The 18,129-nt window shown below is 67.3% G+C and carries 16 protein-coding genes; 5 read left to right on the plus strand and 11 right to left on the minus strand.

What is annotated here, in order from left to right:
* Nucleotide 1 precedes the first annotated feature (1 nt).
* Nucleotides 2–253 (plus strand): MoaD/ThiS family protein, encoded by a 252-nt coding sequence (locus EV191_RS02545; protein WP_132875151.1) that lies wholly within the window; start codon nucleotides 2–4, stop codon nucleotides 251–253.
* Between the two features lie 562 nt (nucleotides 254–815).
* Nucleotides 816–1,445 (plus strand): LysM peptidoglycan-binding domain-containing protein, encoded by a 630-nt coding sequence (locus EV191_RS02550; protein WP_132875152.1) that lies wholly within the window; start codon nucleotides 816–818, stop codon nucleotides 1,443–1,445.
* 155 nt (nucleotides 1,446–1,600) lie between these two features.
* Here EV191_RS02550 and EV191_RS02555 read toward each other — a convergent pair whose 3' ends face one another.
* The 3 genes from EV191_RS02555 to EV191_RS02565 are packed head-to-tail and all read right to left on the minus strand — an operon-like array spanning nucleotide 1,601 to nucleotide 4,212.
* A complete protein-coding gene (locus tag EV191_RS02555) occupies nucleotides 1,601–2,542 on the minus strand; it encodes a molybdenum cofactor biosynthesis protein MoaE (RefSeq protein ID WP_243658713.1) in 942 nt (313 codons plus the stop codon).
* A 43-nt stretch (nucleotides 2,543–2,585) separates the two neighbouring features.
* A complete protein-coding gene (locus tag EV191_RS02560; protein WP_132875154.1) occupies nucleotides 2,586–3,974 on the minus strand; it encodes an NAD-dependent malic enzyme in 1,389 nt (462 codons plus the stop codon).
* 58 nt (nucleotides 3,975–4,032) lie between these two features.
* Nucleotides 4,033–4,212: a hypothetical protein gene (locus EV191_RS02565; protein ID WP_132875155.1), complete on the minus strand. Its 180-nt coding sequence runs from the start codon at nucleotides 4,210–4,212 to the stop codon at nucleotides 4,033–4,035.
* A 141-nt stretch (nucleotides 4,213–4,353) separates the two neighbouring features.
* On the opposite strand from EV191_RS02565, the gene EV191_RS02570 reads away from it, so the two are divergent.
* Nucleotides 4,354–6,606: a helicase-associated domain-containing protein gene (locus EV191_RS02570; protein WP_132875156.1), complete on the plus strand. Its 2,253-nt coding sequence runs from the start codon at nucleotides 4,354–4,356 to the stop codon at nucleotides 6,604–6,606.
* Between the two features lie 78 nt (nucleotides 6,607–6,684).
* Here EV191_RS02570 and EV191_RS02575 read toward each other — a convergent pair whose 3' ends face one another.
* From EV191_RS02575 to EV191_RS02605, 7 genes are all read right to left on the minus strand, one after another.
* Nucleotides 6,685–7,554 carry an SMP-30/gluconolactonase/LRE family protein gene (locus EV191_RS02575; protein ID WP_132875157.1) on the minus strand — a complete coding sequence of 290 codons (870 nt, stop codon included), beginning with the start codon at nucleotides 7,552–7,554 and terminating at the stop codon, nucleotides 6,685–6,687.
* Nucleotides 7,555–7,573: 19 nt separating this feature from the next.
* Nucleotides 7,574–8,740, minus strand: coding sequence for a galactonate dehydratase (dgoD, locus tag EV191_RS02580; protein ID WP_132875158.1), 1,167 nt, complete (start codon nucleotides 8,738–8,740; stop codon nucleotides 7,574–7,576).
* The gene (locus tag EV191_RS02585) at nucleotides 8,737–9,522 is read right to left on the minus strand and encodes an SDR family NAD(P)-dependent oxidoreductase (RefSeq protein WP_165912790.1); all 786 of its coding nucleotides are present in this window, start codon (nucleotides 9,520–9,522) and stop codon (nucleotides 8,737–8,739) included. The genes dgoD and EV191_RS02585 overlap by 4 nt, the downstream gene beginning before the upstream one ends.
* 32 nt (nucleotides 9,523–9,554) lie before the next feature.
* Entirely contained in the window at nucleotides 9,555–10,187 is a 633-nt protein-coding gene (locus EV191_RS02590) for a LysE family translocator (RefSeq protein WP_132875160.1), read from the minus strand.
* A 135-nt stretch (nucleotides 10,188–10,322) separates the two neighbouring features.
* Nucleotides 10,323–10,889, minus strand: coding sequence for a DUF742 domain-containing protein (locus EV191_RS02595; protein WP_132875161.1), 567 nt, complete (start codon nucleotides 10,887–10,889; stop codon nucleotides 10,323–10,325).
* Between the two features lie 15 nt (nucleotides 10,890–10,904).
* Nucleotides 10,905–11,327 carry a roadblock/LC7 domain-containing protein gene (locus EV191_RS02600; protein WP_132875162.1) on the minus strand — a complete coding sequence of 141 codons (423 nt, stop codon included), beginning with the start codon at nucleotides 11,325–11,327 and terminating at the stop codon, nucleotides 10,905–10,907.
* 39 nt (nucleotides 11,328–11,366) lie between these two features.
* On the minus strand, nucleotides 11,367–14,213 hold the full coding sequence (locus EV191_RS02605) for a sensor histidine kinase (RefSeq protein WP_243658714.1): 2,847 nt from the start codon (nucleotides 14,211–14,213) through the stop codon (nucleotides 11,367–11,369).
* A gap of 309 nt (nucleotides 14,214–14,522) precedes the next feature.
* On the opposite strand from EV191_RS02605, the gene EV191_RS02610 reads away from it, so the two are divergent.
* Both EV191_RS02610 and EV191_RS02615 read left to right on the plus strand, forming a co-directional pair.
* The gene (locus EV191_RS02610; RefSeq protein WP_165912791.1) at nucleotides 14,523–15,497 is read left to right on the plus strand and encodes an ABC transporter substrate-binding protein; all 975 of its coding nucleotides are present in this window, start codon (nucleotides 14,523–14,525) and stop codon (nucleotides 15,495–15,497) included.
* An 87-nt stretch (nucleotides 15,498–15,584) separates the two neighbouring features.
* Nucleotides 15,585–17,237 (plus strand): DNA repair helicase XPB, encoded by a 1,653-nt coding sequence (locus EV191_RS02615; protein ID WP_132875164.1) that lies wholly within the window; start codon nucleotides 15,585–15,587, stop codon nucleotides 17,235–17,237.
* Nucleotides 17,238–17,273: 36 nt separating this feature from the next.
* Here the strand turns inward: EV191_RS02615 and EV191_RS02620 are convergent, their stop codons facing one another.
* Nucleotides 17,274–18,086, minus strand: coding sequence for a serine hydrolase domain-containing protein (locus tag EV191_RS02620; protein WP_132875165.1), 813 nt, complete (start codon nucleotides 18,084–18,086; stop codon nucleotides 17,274–17,276).
* Nucleotides 18,087–18,129: the final 43 nt, after the last annotated feature.

Consider the following 18,129-nt stretch of genomic DNA (forward strand, 5'->3'; position numbering starts at 1 on the left):
GGTGCGAATCACCGTGCGGTATTTCGCGGGCGCACGCGCGGCCGCGGGCGAAGAAGAACGAGTACTGGAGTTGCCGCTCGGAGCCACGGTGCGGGACGCGCTGTCCGCGATCAGGGCGGACGCGCCGACCGGCCTGCCCCGGGTGCTCGAATCGGCGAGCTACCTCGTGAATGGTGTCGCGGTCCGCGATCAGGGCGTCGCGTTGAACGAGGGCGCGGAGCTTGACGTGTTACCACCGTTCGCCGGTGGCTGAACCGAACGAATCGGATATCCCATACGTGATCACCCGAAAAGGGACTGGCGCGAGCGCGCCCGCTTTGGTGTGCCGCGCCCCCACTCGACCCGCCGGAAGGGTCGATACGGGCTACGCGGGCGCTTGCACGGATGGCCCAACGACCTCGAAACCACGTGACCCAAGCCTCACGTTGGGTGAATTATCTCGAGACGGAAACGGCCTGATAACGAGACTGTGCGCTGCGAAAATGACCCAATCGCAACCATATTCTGATCGTTACTGTGATGACGGTCACACGCCGATTAATTTCCGATCACGCTTCTCGTTACGTACCGTCGCTCATCGGTTGGCCCCGACCGACCAGCACGACCCGGACGTCTGTTGCGCCAAGGCCCTGTCTGGCAGACGACCGGCCCCGACCCCGAGCGAAAGACAGCTTCCAGACAGGGGCTAGGGAGACCACCGGTGCGCCGGCGGTCTCGCCGGAACGGCCCGCCCCCGAGCGGACCGGTCCAGCCCGGCGGACTCCGTCGGCCGCGAAGCGCGAACGCGTAGGCGCAGGAGCGGAGATAGACCTGAAATGGGTAAACACCGTAAGCAGTCCGCAGCTACCCGCAACATCGCTCGCGTCGTGGTCGCCGGAGTTGCCATGGGCGCCCCGCTGGCGCTGATGACCTCGACGGCCCAGGCCGAAAGCGTGAACTGGGACGCGATCGCGGAATGTGAGAGCGGCGGTAACTGGAGCACGAACACCGGTAACGGCTACTCCGGTGGCCTGCAGTTCTCGCCGAGCACCTGGAGCGCCTACGGCGGTCAGGGCTCCGCGCACAATGCTTCCAAGAGCGAGCAGATCGCGGTTGCCGAGCGGGTGCTCGAGGGTCAGGGCATTGGCGCCTGGCCGACCTGTGGCGCGCAGGCTGGCTCCAGCGCGTCGTACTCCAGCAGCAACACCGAGGGCGCCCCTGCGGAAGCCCCGGTTGAGGCGCCCGCTGAGGCCCCGGTTGAGGCCGCTCCGGCTCCGGCACCTGCCCCTGTCGTGATCAAGGACAACCCGGACGGCGACTACGAGATCAAGGCTGGCGAGACGCTAACCAAGATCGCCGAGAAGAAGAACATCGAGGGTGGCTGGGCGAAGCTGCACGAGCTCAACGCCGACTACATCAGCAACCCCGACGTTGTTGGCGCCGGTCAGAAGATCGCCACCAAGTAAATAAGGCTAGGTCGCATAGCGTGGAATGCGACCGTGCTACGACGGAGGCCCGTGCACCACATCCGGTGCACGGGCCTCCGTTTCGCTAACCTAAAAAACGCGGTCACACCCAGCCACCGCAAGATCCCTAAAGATTGCGGTTCATCGAGGGTGCACTAGGGGCAGTTGACCCACTCGTCGGTGCCGTCCGGGAACACCTGACGCTTCCAGATGGGCAGCTGCCGCTTCACTTCGTCCACCAGATCCGCGCAGACCACGAAGGCCTCCTTGCGATGCGCGGCGGCCACCGCCACGGCGAGCGCGGCATCGCCGATGGCGAGCTTGCCCACCCGATGGCTCACCGCCAGCGCCTGCACCCCGCTCGCGCCGGCGGCCACCTCGGCGGCCACCCGCTCGATCACCGCGCCCGCGCTCGGATGCCCCTCGTACTCCAGGGACGTCACGGTGCGCCCATGGTCGTGATCGCGCACCACACCCGCGAAGGTCACCACCGCGCCCGCGGACCGCTCCCCAACCAGATCCGCGTGCTCAGCCACGGACAGCGGCTCGGTGCTGACCACCGCCCGCAGCACGCGCGCGGGCGCTGAGGTGGCATCCGGGGCGACACCGCCAGCCGAACCGGCGTGGTCCCCGCCGGCCAACTGCGCGACCGCGTGGTCCAGCACGCCGCCCAGCACCTCGAGGCCGTCCTTGACGCCGCCCGTCGACCCCGGCAGGTTCACCACCAGCGTGTTCCCGGCTACCCCCGCCAGCCCCCTTGACAGCACCGCCGTCGGTACCTGGGGCAGCCCCGCGGCGCGAACCGCGTCCGCGAGCCCGGGAATCTCATAGTCCAGCACCGCGCGGGTGGCCTCGGGCGTGCGATCGGTCGGCGTGATCCCGGTGCCGCCGGAAGTGATCACCACGCGCGCGCCGGCCGTGATCGCCGCGCGCAACGCATCAGAAACAGGCTCCCCATCGGGCACGACGGTCGCATCCGATACCTGGTAGTCACGCTGGCGCAGCCAGTCCACGATCACCGGTCCGGTGCGGTCGGGGTAGATCCCGGCCGCCGCCCGGTTCGAAGCCACGATTACTCGTGCCCGTGTCTCGCTCACGGCAGCCTCCTCGGCGAACCGGCCAGCCGGGCCGGCCAGGCGGTTATTCAGCTTCCCCCGCTGCTTTGCGTACCGCATCGGCCACCGCCGGCGCCACCGCCGCGTCGAAGACGCTCGGCACGATGAACGAGGCGTTCAGCCGATCCCCGTCCACCACATCGGCGACGGCGTCCGCGGCGGCGAGCATCATCCCGTCGGTGATCTTGTGCGCCTGCGCGTCCAGCAGGCCACGGAACACCCCGGGGAAAGCAAGCACGTTGTTGATCTGGTTTGGATAGTCGCTGCGCCCGGTAGCAACCACCGTCGCATGCCGCTGCGCTTCGAGTGGATCGACTTCCGGGTCCGGGTTGGCCAGCGCGAACACCACGGGATCGGCGGCCATCGTGGCGACCTGCTCGGCCCCGAACAGGTTCGGCGCCGAAACGCCGATGAACACATCCGCGCCAACCAGCGCGTCATGCAGGCCGCCGCGGGCGCCTTCGCGGTTGGTGTGCGCGGCAATCCAGGCAAGGTTCGGGTCCTCGTCCCCGCGTTCGGGGTGCACGATCCCGTCCACATCCACCGCGAGCACGTCGGCTGGCTTCTTCAACAGCAGCAGCCGGACGATCGCGGAACCAGCCGCCCCCACCCCGCAGACCACGATCTTGCAGTCCTCGATCGGTTTGTTCACCACCCGCAGCGCGTTGCGGAGCGCGCCGACCACCACGATCGCGGTGCCGTGCTGGTCGTCGTGGAACACCGGGATGTCCAGCTTCTCGCGCAACCGCGCCTCGATCTCGAAGCAGCGGGGCGCGGCGATGTCCTCGAGATTGATCCCGCCGTAGGCCGGCGCGATCCATTCGACCGCCTTGATCAACTCCTCGGTGTCCTGAGTGTCCAGGCACACCGGCCAGGCATCCACCGAAGCGAACTTCTTGAACAGCGCGGCCTTGCCCTCCATCACCGGCAACGCGGCGGCGGGGCCAAGGTTGCCGAGCCCGAGTACGGCGGACCCGTCGGTCACCACCGCGACGGTATTGCGCTTGATGGTCAGCCGGCGCGCATCGGCGGGGTTCTCCGCGATCGCCGTGCACACTCTGGCCACACCGGGCGTGTAGGCCCTGGAGAGGTCATCGCGGTTACGCAGCGGCACCTTCGGCCCGACCTCGATCTTGCCGCCGAGGTGGATCAGGAAGGTGCGGTCGGAAACCTTGCGCACGTGTACGCCGGGCAGTGCCTCCAGCGCATCGGTGATGTCCTGCGCGTGGTTGGCTGAGACCGAGTTACAGGTGATGTCCACGACCACCCGGTCGGGATGCGATTCGACCACGTCGAACGCGGTGATCACGCCGCCAACCCGCCCTACGGCGCTGGTGAGGTCCCCAGCTGAACTCGCGGACGGTGGCGCCTCGACGCGGACGGTGATCGCGTACCCCGGACCGGGTACCGGCATGGCGGGCCTCCAAAGGCGACCCTCCGATGGCGATGGAGCGCCGCCGCGCGCTAGCGTGTTATTTGTTGATCTTGGTTTCCGGGTGCACGTAGGGCACGCTGGACTGCGGGAAACGCACGTCGCCGAACGGGGAATGCGCCCCCTGTAGATCGCTGACGAGTTCGCTCACCGCATGCTCGCCATCGTTCGCCTGCGGCCATTCCGGATCGACGCGGTCACTTCGGTCGCGCTTGGCCACCGGTAGTCCTCCTGTCTCGCCCCGGTTTCGTCCGAAAAGCTGGTTTCCGGGCGGGGCGTGCTCGCCAACCAATTGGTGGCAAGATTACCGGATCTCAACCGCGCAAGAAGGGTTGGGCATCCACTCGCTACGGTGGTAGGGATGTCCGGCTCATCCCTCGCCGAATGGCTGCGCGACCAAGACGATGCGACGCTCACCGAGCTGTTGCGCGCGCGGCAGGACCTCGCGACGCCGCCGCCGGCGAACAGCACGATCCTCGCCACGCGCGCGGGCACAGCTGGCTCACTTGCCCGCGCCTGCGCGGAGTTGCACACCAGGGAACTGGCCGTACTGGAAGCACTGCTGCTTGCCGAGGCCGACCGGGAGCCGGTCAGCGAGCAGCGAGTTTCCGGCTACCTCGGCCGCGAGGTTGGCACCGAACTCGCCCGGCTACGGCGGCTCGCACTCGTCTGGGGCCCGGATACCGCCCTCGCCGTACCACCCGCGCTGGCCGAGGTCCTCGGACCGTATCCGGCAGGGCTCGGCCGTAGCGCGCCAGCGCTTGACCCGGATACGGTCGCCGGCCTGTTGACCGAGCTGGCCGAACCAGAACGGCGGCTGCTCGCCGCGCTATCCGCCGGCCCGCCCATCGGCCAGACCAAGGACGCGTCCGAGCCTGGCTCCGCGGACGAAGCCCGCACCCCGGTACAGCGGTTGCTCGCCCGCGGCCTGCTGCTGCACCGCGATGCGAGCACCGTGGAACTGCCCCGTGAGGTGGGCATCGCGCTGCGCGGCGGCCGACCGTTCGGCAACGTGGAGCTGGACGAGCCGCGGCTGCACACCAACCCGCACAGCACCACCGGGGTGGATGAGACCGCCGCGGGCGAGGCCGCCGAACTACTGCGCCATGTCGAGCGGCTGATCGAGCAGTGGTCCGCCACCCCGCCGCCGGTCCGCAAGGCAGGCGGGGTTGGCGTGCGCGAGTTGCGCAAACTGGCCAAGGAGCTGGACGTATCGGAGTCCCGCGCGGGGCTGTTCGTCGAGCTGGCCGCGGGCGCCGGGCTACTCGCCGACTCCGGCGAGGCCACCCCGCTCTGGTGCCCGACCACGCTGGCGGATTCCTGGTTGGCCTCCACCCCGGCCCAACGGTGGGCGGTACTCGCGGAAGCCTGGCTCGAGCTGCCTCGACTCCCCGGCCTCGCCGACCGGCAGGACCAGGAAAAGCCCCTGGTGCCCCTTGCCGAGGAGCTGCACCGACCGCTCGCCCCGATGGGACGCCGGCGCACCCTGGTCACCCTCGCCGAGCTGCCGGCCGGCACGGGGGTCGCGAACACCGAGCAGCTGGTGACGCTGCTTTCCTGGTGGGCGCCACGGAAAGGCGGCAGGCTGCGCGACCAGATCGTCCGCTGGACGGTGGCCGAAGGCACCGCGCTCGGCGTGCTGGCACTCGGCGCGCTGACCTCCGCGGGACGCGCGCTGCTGGACGGCGATCGCGCGGGGGCCGCGCAGCGGATGGCCGAGGCGATGCCCGACCCGGTGGATCACGTGCTGGTACAGGCGGATCTGACCGTAATCGCGCCCGGCCCGCTGGAACCCGAACTCGCCGCGATGATCAACACCGTTGCCGAGGTGGAATCGGCGGGCAGCGCGACCGTGTACCGGGTTGGCGAGGCCAGCGTGCGGCGCGCGTTGGATGCCGGCTACACCGCCGCCGAACTGCATGAGCTGTTCCGCAGCCGGTCGCGCACGCCGGTACCACAGTCGTTGAGTTATCTGATCGACGACGTTGCGCGCCGGCACGGCAAGCTGCGCGGCGGGGCGGCGGCGTCTTTCCTGCGTAGCGATGACACCGTGCTGATCGCCGAGGTGCTAGCGCATCCAACTGCCGCTGACCTCGGGCTGCGCCGGATCGCGGACACCGTGGTGGTCAGCCCGCTGCCACTGGCTGAGGTACTTGATGGGTTGCGCGCCGCGGGGTTCACGCCCGCCGCGGAGGGCCCGGATGGCCGGGTGGTCGATCTACGACCGCGCGGGCACCGGGTGCCGGCGAAGCCACGGACCACCCGGCGTGCCGCCGCTCCGGTGACGGTCACCGAGGAACAGGCGACCGAGCTCGTCGGGCAGCTGCGCGGCGGGGATCATGCGCAGAGCTCGCGAAGGGGGCGAACGGCCCGGCTGCCGGGCGGCGGTGGTGGCGCGGAAACCGCGGATACCGTGGCGCTGCTGCAGGAAGCCGCCAGGGAGCAGCGGTCGGTGTGGATCGGTTTCGTGGACTCGCACGGGGTGGCCAGCCAGCGCATCGTGTTGCCGCTGCGGGTTGGCGGCGGGGTGCTGGAAGGCGACGATGCCAAAGGCAGCCCGGGAACCCGCTTCCCGCTGCACCGGATCACCTCGGTCTCCCTTGTGGAGGACTGAACCCGCACGCTCCGCGACCGCGTTCCGCAGAGAAGACAGCGAGCGGGCAGACCGCCGGGCTACCCTTGATCGCAACCTTTAGGCATCTTGCGGTGACCAGTTGGGAGCGGGCCGACCGGGAACACCGGGGTGCAGCCGCAGCACGCGGCCGGCGAGCGGCTGTTGGCCGCGCTGGTCCTCCGGCACCAGCTCCAGCGAGGTCGTCACGAACAGGTCGGTCAGGCCCGGCCCACCGAAGGCGCAACTGGTTGGCGCGGATACCGGTACGGCGTGTACCGCATCGAGCGTGCCATCCGGCGCGTACCGGTGCACCGCACCCGCGCGCACCAGGACGACCCACACGTAGCCGTCGGCGTCGACGGTCAGCCCATCCGGCCGACCAACCTGCTTGGTGAGATCCACGAACACCCGGCCGGGAGTACGCAGGTGACCGGTTTCCAGCTCGTAGTCATAGGCGCGCACGCACCCGCTGGGCGTATCCGCGTGATACATGGTGCCGCCGTCCGGGCTCCAGCCGAGCCCGTTGGATACCGTCAGCCCGGTGAGCACTGGGGTCAGCTCGGTACCGTCCAACCGGTAGAGGGCAGCGGTACCAGGAGCCCGCTCGGTGTGCATGGTCCCCACGAACAGCCGCCCTCGCGGATCACATTTCCCATCGTTGAACCGGATCAACGGGTCGGCCGGGATGGCGGCCACGACCTCCTCAACTCCCGATCCGTCTACAAGCGACAGTTTGTGTTGCCTGGCGACCAGCAGCCGCCCATGCTCCGAGGGCACCACCATACTGACCGGCCCGCCAAGCCGTAACGTCTTGGTACGCCCGGAATCCGGGTCGCTCCGGTGCACCTCGCCTGCCGAGATATCCACCCACAGCAGGGTTCCGGTCGCGGCGTCCCAGTGCGGTCCCTCGCCAAGCGAGGCGGTCGTCTCGGCCAGTGCCTCGACCATGCGGAATCTCCCTGTTCGTTCACCATTCGGCGTATCGGCCGTCCGGATGCCGCCAGTTCGGATCCGGCAGCCACCATTCGCCGGCACGCTCCTGCACTACGCGTTCATCGAGGTCGATTCCCAGCCCAGCACCGCCCGGCACCGGCAAGCTACCAGCGTGCGGGGTCAGCGGCGCCGGATCAACCAGATAGTCGTGCATCTCCGCGCTTGGCAACCCGGCGTAACCTCGGTTGTAGTGCAACCCGAGGCTCTGCTCCTGGATCAACACATTGCCCGCGCAGCTGGCCACCTGTAGCGAAGCGGCCAGCGAGACCGGACCGTTCGGACAGTGCGGCGCCACCGCGACATCATAGGCCTCGGCCATCCGGCAGATCTTCTCCAACTCGAACAGACCGGTAAGCGAAACGTCCGGCTGCACGATGTCCACGACTCTGGATTCCAGCAGCCGCTTGAACTCCCAGCGATTGTGCAGCCGCTCACCCGTCGCGATCGGCGTGCCCCCCGCCGCCGTGGCAAGCACGTGCAGCGCGTCCTCGTGCCCGGGCGCCAGCGGCTCCTCCACCCACATCAGACCAAACTGCGTAAGCTCGGCGAGCAACGCCTTGGCCATCGCCCGGTGCACCCTGCCATGAAAATCCAGTGCGATGCGCAACTCGGCACCGAACTCCGCGCGCACCGAAGCTACCCGCGCCACCACATCGTCGATCTTTGCATGATCGTCCACATAGTCCAGTTCGGCGGTCGCATTCATCTTCACCACGCGGAAACCCTGCTCGACGCGAGCGCGGGCACCGTCGAGCACATCGGCCGGCCGGTCGCCGCCGATCCAGGCATACAGCGGCACGGTGTCGCGCACCGGACCGCCGAGGAACTCGTGAACCGGCAGGCCGTGCGCTTTGCCCTTGAGATCCCACAGCGCCTGCTCGATCGCCGCAGCGGCAGTGGCGAGCACCGGACCACCGCGAAAGAACCCGTCCCGCCACATCCGCTGCCAGGCGTCTTCGATCCGGTTCGCAGGTGCGCCAACTAGATTGCGTGCCAGGTCGTCCACGGCACCGAGTACCGCACCCGGCCGTTTCGCCACGATCGCCTCGCCCCAGCCAACCGCACCGGTGGTGCTGGCCACCCGGACGAAGATCCACCGGGGCGGTACCCGGAACCCGGTTATCTCCGCGATCTCGGTCATTCCGCTTCCACCACATGGCTGACCCCGAGCGGGTCCGGTCGCCGGCTCAACCGCCGACCACCGTCCACTGGCAACACCGCACCGGTCATGAACGAGGCCGCGTCCGAGGCAAGGAAAGCCACCACTTCGGCCACTTCCTCGGGCAAGCCAGCCCTGCCGAGCAATGTGGGCGGCTGCCCCGCCTCGCCCCACATCGCACCGTCCAATGTGTTCCGTACGGACGGCGTGTTCACCACCCCGGGCGCCACCGAGTTGACGCGGATACCCAGTGGCCCAAGCTCGACAGCCAGCGCGCAGGTCGCCGCATGCACCGCTCCCTTGCTCGTCACGTATGGCCCGTAACCAGGCACCGGCAGGCTTTCCTGCAGGCTGTCCACGTTCACGATGGTTCCCTGCCGGCCAGCCGCGCGCAGCCCCACGGCCGCGGCCCTGGACAGCATGCCCAGCGCGACCACGTTGACCCGCAACACCCGTTCCCAGTCGTCGAAACCAGCGCCGAAGAAACCGCCCTTCGGCGGATAGCTGGCCGCACAGTTCACCAGCACATCGGTGACCGGCCCGGTTTCCAACCGGCCGCACAGCAGTTCCAGCGCTGCCCGGTCCGCGAGATCCGCGACTACCGGTTCCACCGAGGCGGCATCCTGCGCCAGCTCGGTAACCCGCTGGTCGCGATCCACCGCGATCACCCGCGCGCCGCGCGCGACGAAGAGCCCACAGATGGCCGCGCCGATGCCGGAAGCCGCGCCGGTCACCAGTACCGTCCGGTCGCTGAAGGTCGTCAATCCGGCTCCCTTCCGCACGCGGCTACCGGACGCTAGGGGGTAACCGCCACGCTGATACCCAACCCGATCAGCGTGCCACCCAGCACCCGATCGAGCCACCTACGCACCACCGGCTTGCGCAGAAAACCGGTGACGGCATGGGAAATCAACGCGATCAGCAGCAACCAGGCGATCGCGACCAGGTTCTCGATCAGGCACAGCAACAGGGCGAACGGGACGAACGGCTGATCGGCAGGGACGAACTGGGGCAGCACCGCGAGGTAGAACAACCCCACTTGCGGATTCAACACATCGCAGGTGAAACCGATCAGAAAGGCCTGCCGGCGGCTGAGCCGGTCCCCCTGCCCATCGGCGGATTCGGGCACCGCGGCTGCCGCCTTGCCCCTGATCTGCGCGATAAGCGTGCGCGCGCCGAGCAACACGAGATAAGCCGCACCGGCGTACTTGATTGCCTGGAACAGTACGGCCGACTGCGCGAGCACCGTCGCGATACCCAGCACGGCAGCGATTCCCCAGAACAGCCCGCCGCATACCGCGCCGCAGGCGGTGGCCACGCCGGCGGCTCGCCCGCCGCGCGCGGTGCTGCGCACCACCAGCACCGAGTCCGGCCCGGGAGTGATGCTGAGCAGGATCGCGAGGACGAGGAAAGCCAGGAGTTCCGCCATCCTGGCAGCATACTTATGCGCTTGATTGGATGTCTATGCATTAATCGGCGCGGGACATCAACAAGCCCGCGTGCTATCGGGCATAACGGGATAAATCAACCAATCAAGAAGGTCGCGCCGCCGCGCAGACCTGGATCACAGGGCGCGCAGGCCGCTCAGCACGCGTTCCATGAACTCGAGGGAAGGGCCGTCCCCGACAAGCACGCCGGATTCATGCACCTGGACCAGGCCGATATTGGCCATATCCGCAAGCAGTACCTTGGCCACGCCAAGGGGCAGGGCCAGATGCGCGGCGACTTCGGCCACCGACCTGGGGCGGTCACAGAGCTCACAGATGGACCGATGTTCGGTGACCGCCGCCCCGCGATAGCTGCGCCCCTGGTCGGTAGTGGAGATCAGTGTCTCGATGGCCAGGTCGTAGTCCGCCCTGGTCCGCCCGCCAGTACGGGCATAGGGCCGGACCAGCGAGCGACGCTTGTTCGCCGCCGGCTGCGCCGTATGCGCCGAGCCAGCTGTGGCCTGTTGTGGCGCGGGAGGCTCCTCGGCGCGGGGCGTCGGCGCGTTGTCCGTACTCTCGAACAGCCACTCGCGCGTCGAGCTGATGTCGAAGCGGTGCGGCTGATCGAGGCCATCTCGCTCGACCGCCCGGTGCCACGCGTCCCAGCGTTCCTGCTGGTCGTCACCGTTGTGCATGCCCGTCATCGCTGCCTCACGCGGTTACCCGCGAACACCACCTTGAAGCTGAGCACGGAGCTCGGGCGTGATCTGCTGCCCGACGCGCTCAACAAGCAAGGTCATCTCGTATGCCACCAGACCGATATCGCAATTCGGTGCGGCAAGCACGGCGAGGCAGGAGCCATCGCTCACGGACATCAGGAACAGGTAGCCACGTTCCATCTCGACCACGGTCTGGTTGACCGAACCGGCTTCAAAGCAGCGGGCGGCACCCTGGGTAAGGCTGACCAGCCCGGAGGCCACCGCGGAAAGTTGCTCCGCGCGGTCCTGCGGCAATCCTTCGGAACCGGCGAGCAACAACCCATCGGCCGAGACCACGACCGAGTGGGCGACACCGGGCACCCGTCGGACAAAGTCGGTGATCAACCAACCAAACCCGCCGGAAGGTCCCACGGACGCTGTCACTGTCCCTCCTCGTTCCATCCGTCCGGGCGCATGACCCGGTCACTCACCATTGTGCTGCGGCTCGGCAACGTCACTCTGGAGCGCATGTCGTCCGCGCCGGACGCCTTGTTGCAGGCTACTCATCCGGCCCCTGGTGGCCTCGGCACTTCGTGGCATGGCCGGCTTCGGCTCCTGCGTCGTAGCCGAACCTGGCACCAACCGCTCCTTCGGTATCCGCTTCGGCAGCCCCGCGGCGGTGTGCGTGGGAGCGGATCGCTCTCCCGAGAGCACCTCGGCGGCCTGCCAACCGGCATCGGCCGGAGTATGCCATTGGCTGGTCGCCGCGTCGCCGTTCCGGGTAAGACTTTGTTCCTCCGGGGCGGAATCCGCGCCGTTTGTCGTAGCGCTGCTGAACCACTGCGACAGAACGGCCTCATAGATCGGCATCCGTACGGTCGGCGCTTCCTCATCCAATGGGCTGAGTGGCGCATCGTCGTTTTGCTGAGCCGCACCGAACAGATCGCTCGACGACGGGGCGACCGGTTGGCGGGCCGGCGGCGTACCAGGGTTCGGCGCGACCGGCCCGGTAGGCGCAGGCGGCGCCGGATCCTGGGGTTGACCAGCGGGCGGAGGCGCCGTGGCCGGCCCAGTAGGCGCACCGGGAGTACGCGGTTTCCTTACCGGTAGCGGCGGCCCGCTGACCGGCTCGGCGGGCGCCGCGCCCGGTTCGACCGCGCCGAGTTCCGCCGCTCCATTCAGCGGCGCGGATCCGGTGACCGTCGGCTGCGGTGGCGCTGGTTGCGGCTCCGGTTTCGGCTGCTCTGCCTTTGGCCGGGCAGTCTCGATCACCATGTCGCTGATCAGCTCCGGCGGCACCAGCACGCCCGCGGTGACCCCACCGTTGTCGTTCTTGCGCAGCCGAACCCGGATCTGGTGCCGCTGGGCCAGCCGGCCAACCACGTACAACCCCATCCGGCGGGCGACCGAAACGTCCACCTCCGGCGGGTGGGCAAGCCGGTCGTTGGTGGCCGCGATATCCGCGTCGGTCATCCCGACGCCCCGGTCCGAGATCTCCAGCCGCAGACCACCGGTGCGGGTGCTCATGGTGTCCACGCTGACCTTCGTCTGCGGATCGGAGAACGCGGTCGCGTTGTCCAACAACTCGGAGATCACGTGCACCACGTCGTTGACCGCGTTGCCCGCGATCAGTCGTTGTGGCGTCGGGGCCACCTCGATCCGCGCGTACTGCTCGATCTCCGATACGGCCGCGCCAATCACCTCGGAGACCGCGATCGGCTCGGTGACCTGCCTGCCCAGATCACTGCCGGCGAGAACGAGCAGGTTCTCGCTGTTCCGGCGCATTCTGGTGGCCATATGGTCCAGTTCGAACAGGCTGGCCAGCTGGTCTGGATCCTGCTCGTCGGACTCCATCCGGTCGAGCACGCCGAGCTGACGCTCCACGAGCGCCTGACTACGCCGCGAGAGGTTCACGAACATCGCGTTCACGTTGTCCCGCAGTAGCGCCTGTTGCGCGGCCTGCCGGACGGCCTCCGCGTGCACCGCGTCGAACGCGCGCGCCACCTGGCCGACCTCTTCGCCGGAGTGTACCGGCACCGGCTCGGGGGCGGTGGCCGCCCTGCGCGCCGGCTCGGGGGCAGCCAGGATCTCCTCCACCTCCTCGGGCATCCGATACTCCGCGATCTCCAGCGCGGTGTTGCGCAGCACCCGCAGCGGGCGCAGCAACGAGCGCGCCACCAGCAGCGCCAGCAGGAAAGCGGCCAGCACTACCCCGCCGGTAATCGCGGTGTCCCGGATCACCGACTCCCGCGCCTGGCTGACCAGTGACTCGGCGTACTCCTGCGTCATCCGCTGCATACCCTCGTGCACCTCGTTGATGCGGTTGAGGGTGTAAGTGGCGGAGTTGTCCCAGATACCGGTGTCCAACTGGCCGCCACGCAGTGGGCGGTCCGTTTCCGCGAACGCGATTGCCGATGCCTCGATACCGCCACTGATATCGATCAGCGAGCCCATCACCGTATCGTCATACATTCGCTGCTGCTGGCCGGTGGCGAACTTGCGGAAGTCGCTGACCGCGGCGTCGAACTCGGCGTCCGCGGCATAAAGACTGCGGAGTTCCGATGCCAACATCGACTCGCGTTCCAGCGCGGTAAGCAGCAGTGCCCGCTTTCGGGACTGCTGTTCGGCGGCTAGTGCCAAGGCATTGCTGGCGAGCAAGTAACGGGACACTTCGGGCTGTTCCGCTTCGGCGACGAGTTGATCATTTGTATCGTGCACGCCTTGGACGAGTTGGTTATACGACCGCATAATCGCCTCTGCGGGGTAACTCGTACTGTCCACCGTGGAACGAAGCGCGGTCAATCGGTCAAACCGTGCACTAACTTCGCGGAACTGGTTAGCCGCCGTTTCGGATAGTTCGGAGTCAGCGGCCTCCCGCTGGCCGTGAAATCCGGTAACCGCGGTGTCCACTTTCGTACGCTGCTGCTGCAGTTCGGACTCGCCGCCGGAACGCGGCATGGATACGAACCACACCGTCAGATCACGTTCCCGCTGCAACTCGTGCACCGCGTTTGCCGCGCTCGTCTCGAGCTGCACCTGAGCATCCAACTCGGACAACCGGCCGGCCTCGGCAAGATCACCCTGCACCCGTAGTCCGACGAACGCCAGCACGGCAACCAGTGGGATCAGCAGTACTACGAACAGTTTGGTGCGCAGCCGCCAATTGCGCAGCCGCCAGCGCCCACCAACCTGTGGGGCATCGTCGGACGATCGGCCCGCCGCAAGGGTTTCGTTACTGTCCGCACTGGACAGATAGCCACTTTCAGGCGAAACCGTTTCTCGCGAGCCCTGACCGGTCGACTGGTCTGCCGCGCCTTTTCGACGGATCACCCTTGGATTTCCTCAGTTCGATGATTGCGTCAACGGTGTTATCAGTCATCCGGCCAACTGACCGAGAACCCGTCATCCTTTCGGCAGTATATCTGCAGGTCAACAAACCGATAGGCCGAAGATCGACACCACCGAATTCGCTTTCGGCGACAAACCGAGCAAACTCACACGGCTTGTCCCCCGGTAGAGTAAGGCAGTCATCGGCGTACGAAAAGACCAGCTAACTTACCTGGAGTATGGCTCAGCCCACAGCGAGCACTCCAGATGGGTGATTACGATGTGCCGGTCCAACCCGCAAAGGAACGCGACGTGCGCAGAATACGAAACACGGCGGCACTGACCCTGGCCGCACTGGTAACTACGGTGAGCATCAGTGCGTGCGATCTCTTCTCTGGCGATCCCTCGAATGAGGTACTCGGCCCGAGGGAATCCCTGCGAATCGCGGTGACAAGTGCGATCGACACGGCGGGACTACGGATCGGCGTCAAGGACGGTGTTTTCGATCGCGCCGGGTTGGACATCGAGCTGGTCGAGCAACCAACCGAACAGGCGGCCATGGGCGCGCTCGATTCCGGTGATGCCGACCTCGCCTTCGGCAGCAACACGACGCTGTTGCGCGCCGCGCAGGACGGCGCGGAGCTGGAGCTGGAGGCCGAGGCCTACCAGGCACGGCCGTATACCGCGGCAATCGTCTCGATGCCAGGTAGTGGCTACGACGAACCGCAGGACAAGCCGCAACCCCGGATCGCGGTGGACACCTCGACCGATAACGCCCGGCTGAGCGTCAACTCGCTGCTTTCCGTCAACGGGGTCGATCCAGCCGGGGTCGATTTCGTACCGAGAGATCGTGGCGATATCGCCGAGGCGCTTACCTCGGGCGCGGTGGACGGCGCATGGCTCGCCGAGCCATACCTGACCAGCATCCAGCAGGAGCTCGGGGCGACCGTGGTGCTCGACGGGTCAAGCGGCGCCATGCAGGATTACCCCTTCTCCAGTTATGCGACAAATCAGTCATTCGCAAATAAAAAGGGCGCGGTGCTCCAGCGATTCCGGCAGGCGCTCGGCGAAGCGCACAGCGCCACCACACCGACCAGGGTGCAGCAGGAGCTGCCTACCTTCGCCGAGGTCGACCCGGCCACGGCCGCGCTGGTGACCGTCGGCGAGTACCCGGCACAGTTCAACCAGGTCCGAGTACAGCGGGTGGCTGATCTGATGATGCAGTACGACCAGCTGCCTGATCGGCTGGACGTCTACGAGCTCACCCCAGCGCCGCTACGGTCCTGATCGCCGAGCACCCGGCAGCGGCGTATAAATGGACGGGCGGACACCTCGAGGTGTACCGCGTTTCCATGGCTTTACCGAGGAGGACGCGTGGCCGACGCACCACTGATCGTGCAGTCCGACAAGACCGTGCTGCTCGAGGTCGACCATGCGAAAGCCGATGAGGCACGGACCGCGATCGCGCCGTTCGCCGAGCTGGAACGCGCCCCCGAGCATGTGCATAGCTACCGGGTGACACCGCTCGCGCTGTGGAACGCGCGGGCCGCGGGGCATGACGCGGAGCAAGTGGTCGATGTGCTCACCACTTACTCGAAGTTCCCCGTTCCGCAGCCACTACTGATCGACGTGGTGGACACCATGGGCCGGTTCGGCCGGCTGCAGCTGGCGAACAACCCCGCGCATGGCCTTGTAATGTCCACAACGGATCGCGCGGTACTCGAGGAAGTACTGCGCAACAAAAAGATCGCGCCGATGCTTGGCGATCGGATCGACGACGACACCGTCGTGGTGCATCCGTCCGAACGCGGCAGGCTGAAGCAGCAGCTACTCAAGGTCGGCTGGCCCGCCGAGGACCTTGCGGGCTATGTGGACGGTGAGGCACATCCGATCGAGCTCGACGAGGACGGCTGGCAGCTGCGGGAGTATCAACGGCAGTCCGTACAGGCGTTCTGGGCTGGCGGCTCGGGTGTCGTGGTGCTGCCCTGCGGCGCGGGTAAGACCCTGGTTGGCGCCGCGGCGATGGCCGAAGCGAAGGCGACCACACTGATCCTGGTGACAAACACGGTCGCTGGCCGGCAGTGGAAGCGCGAGCTCATCGCGCGCACCTCGCTGACCGAGGAGGAGATCGGCGAGTACTCCGGGGAACGCAAGGAGATCCGTCCGGTCACGATCGCCACTTACCAGGTGGTCACCCGGCGAACCAAGGACGGGTACAAGCACCTCGAGCTCTTCGACTCGAGGGACTGGGGGTTGATGATCTACGACGAGGTGCATCTGCTGCCAGCCCCGGTGTTCCGGATGACGGCCGATCTACAGTCGCGCCGCCGGCTCGGGCTTACCGCGACCCTGGTGCGTGAGGACGGCCGCGAGGGCGACGTGTTCTCGCTGATCGGACCGAAACGCTTCGACGTGCCGTGGCGGGATATTGAACAGCAGGGTTGGATCGCGCCAGCGGAATGCATCGAGGTGCGCGGCATGCTCACCGAAAACGAGCGGCTGACCTATGCGACGGCAGAGCCGGACGAGAAGTACCGGATCGCCTCGACCTCACGGACCAAGCTGCGCATCGTACGCTCTATTGTGGACAAACACCCGGACGAGCCAGCGCTGGTGATCGGCGCGTATCTCGACCAACTCGAAGAGCTCGGCGCCGAACTGGACGCGCCAATCGTGCAGGGGTCAACCAAGAACAAGGAACGCGAGAAGCTGTTCGACGCGTTCCGTAACGGCGAGATCCGCACCCTCGTTGTGTCCAAAGTAGCCAACTTCTCGATTGACCTGCCGGAAGCTTCGGTGGCCATTCAGGTGTCCGGCACCTTCGGTTCCCGCCAGGAAGAGGCACAGCGGCTTGGCCGGCTGCTTCGCCCCAAGGGCGATGGCCGGCAGGCGCATTTCTATTCGGTGGTGGCACGAGAGACGGTGGACGCGGACTACGCCGCGCACCGGCAACGCTTTCTCGCCGAACAGGGCTACGCCTATACGATCGTGGACGCCGATGACCTGCTCGGCCCCGCACTCCCCTGATCTCGCTGACCTTGAAGAACGCGGTTACCTCGGGCGCTAGGCCAGCTCGCGGAGGATACCGTCGGTAAACGGCGGCCAGTACTCCTTCGCCCAGTCGCCGAAAACACGGTCGGTTAGCGCGATGCACGCCGCACCAGCCGCCGGGTCCACCCACAGGAAGGTACCTGCCTGTCCAAAGTGCCCGAAGGTCTCCGGCGAGCTGAGCTCGCCAGTCCAATGCGGACTCTTCTGCCCGCGAAGCTCGAAACCAAGCCCCCAGTCACACGGGCGCTGCATGCCAAACCCGGGCACCACACCGTTCAACCCGGGGAACTGCACGGTACGGGCGGCAACCAGCGTCTCCCCCGCGATCAGTTGCGGCGCCTGTAGTTCAGCGGCAAACGGGACGAGGTCAGCACAACTGGCCACCGCGCCGTGCCCAGCCGAGCCCCGCAACTCCGCGGAGCGCATCCCGAGCGGGGTGAACACCGCCTCGGACAGGTACTTGTCGAACGGGATCCCGGTCGCGGCGTGCACCTCGTCGGCAAGGACCTCGTAGCCGGAACTCGAGTAGATCCGCCGGTTGCCGGGTTCGGCTTGCTGGTTGTGCTCGTTGAAGGCGAGCCCCGAAGCGTGCGCGAGCAGATGCCGGATGGTCGACCCTGCTGGACCGGCCGGCTGATCCAACTCGAGCGCGCCCTCCTCGACGGCGATCAGCACACCGTAGGCACTGAGCAACTTGGTCACCGAGGCCAGCTCGAACACCCGATCGGCCGGACCGTGTTCCGCGAGTCGCGCACCGTCCGCGCCGATCACCGCGACGGCAACATTGTCCACCGGCCACTGGTCCACCACATGCACACCGTTCATGGCACCGACCGTACGAGACACCGCATCCGCCATAGCCAGGTGC

Origin of the sequence: Tamaricihabitans halophyticus (assembly GCF_004340875.1) — a bacterium.
GTDB classification, from domain to species: Bacteria; Actinomycetota; Actinomycetes; order Mycobacteriales; family Pseudonocardiaceae; genus Tamaricihabitans; species Tamaricihabitans halophyticus.

What these genes read in the sequence shown, in the direction of transcription:
- EV191_RS02550 (WP_132875152.1), top strand. Translation starts at nt 816, where the DNA reads ATGGGTAAACACCGTAAGCAGTCCGCAGCTACCCGCAACATCGCTCGC.
- EV191_RS02560 (WP_132875154.1), bottom strand. Translation starts at nt 3,974, where the DNA reads ATGCCGGTACCCGGTCCGGGGTACGCGATCACCGTCCGCGTCGAGGCG.
- EV191_RS02570 (WP_132875156.1), top strand. Translation starts at nt 4,354, where the DNA reads ATGTCCGGCTCATCCCTCGCCGAATGGCTGCGCGACCAAGACGATGCG.
- EV191_RS02575 (WP_132875157.1), bottom strand. Translation starts at nt 7,554, where the DNA reads ATGGTCGAGGCACTGGCCGAGACGACCGCCTCGCTTGGCGAGGGACCG.
- dgoD (WP_132875158.1), bottom strand. Translation starts at nt 8,740, where the DNA reads ATGACCGAGATCGCGGAGATAACCGGGTTCCGGGTACCGCCCCGGTGG.
- EV191_RS02590 (WP_132875160.1), bottom strand. Translation starts at nt 10,187, where the DNA reads ATGGCGGAACTCCTGGCTTTCCTCGTCCTCGCGATCCTGCTCAGCATC.
- EV191_RS02595 (WP_132875161.1), bottom strand. Translation starts at nt 10,889, where the DNA reads ATGACGGGCATGCACAACGGTGACGACCAGCAGGAACGCTGGGACGCG.
- EV191_RS02620 (WP_132875165.1), bottom strand. Translation starts at nt 18,086, where the DNA reads ATGAACGGTGTGCATGTGGTGGACCAGTGGCCGGTGGACAATGTTGCC.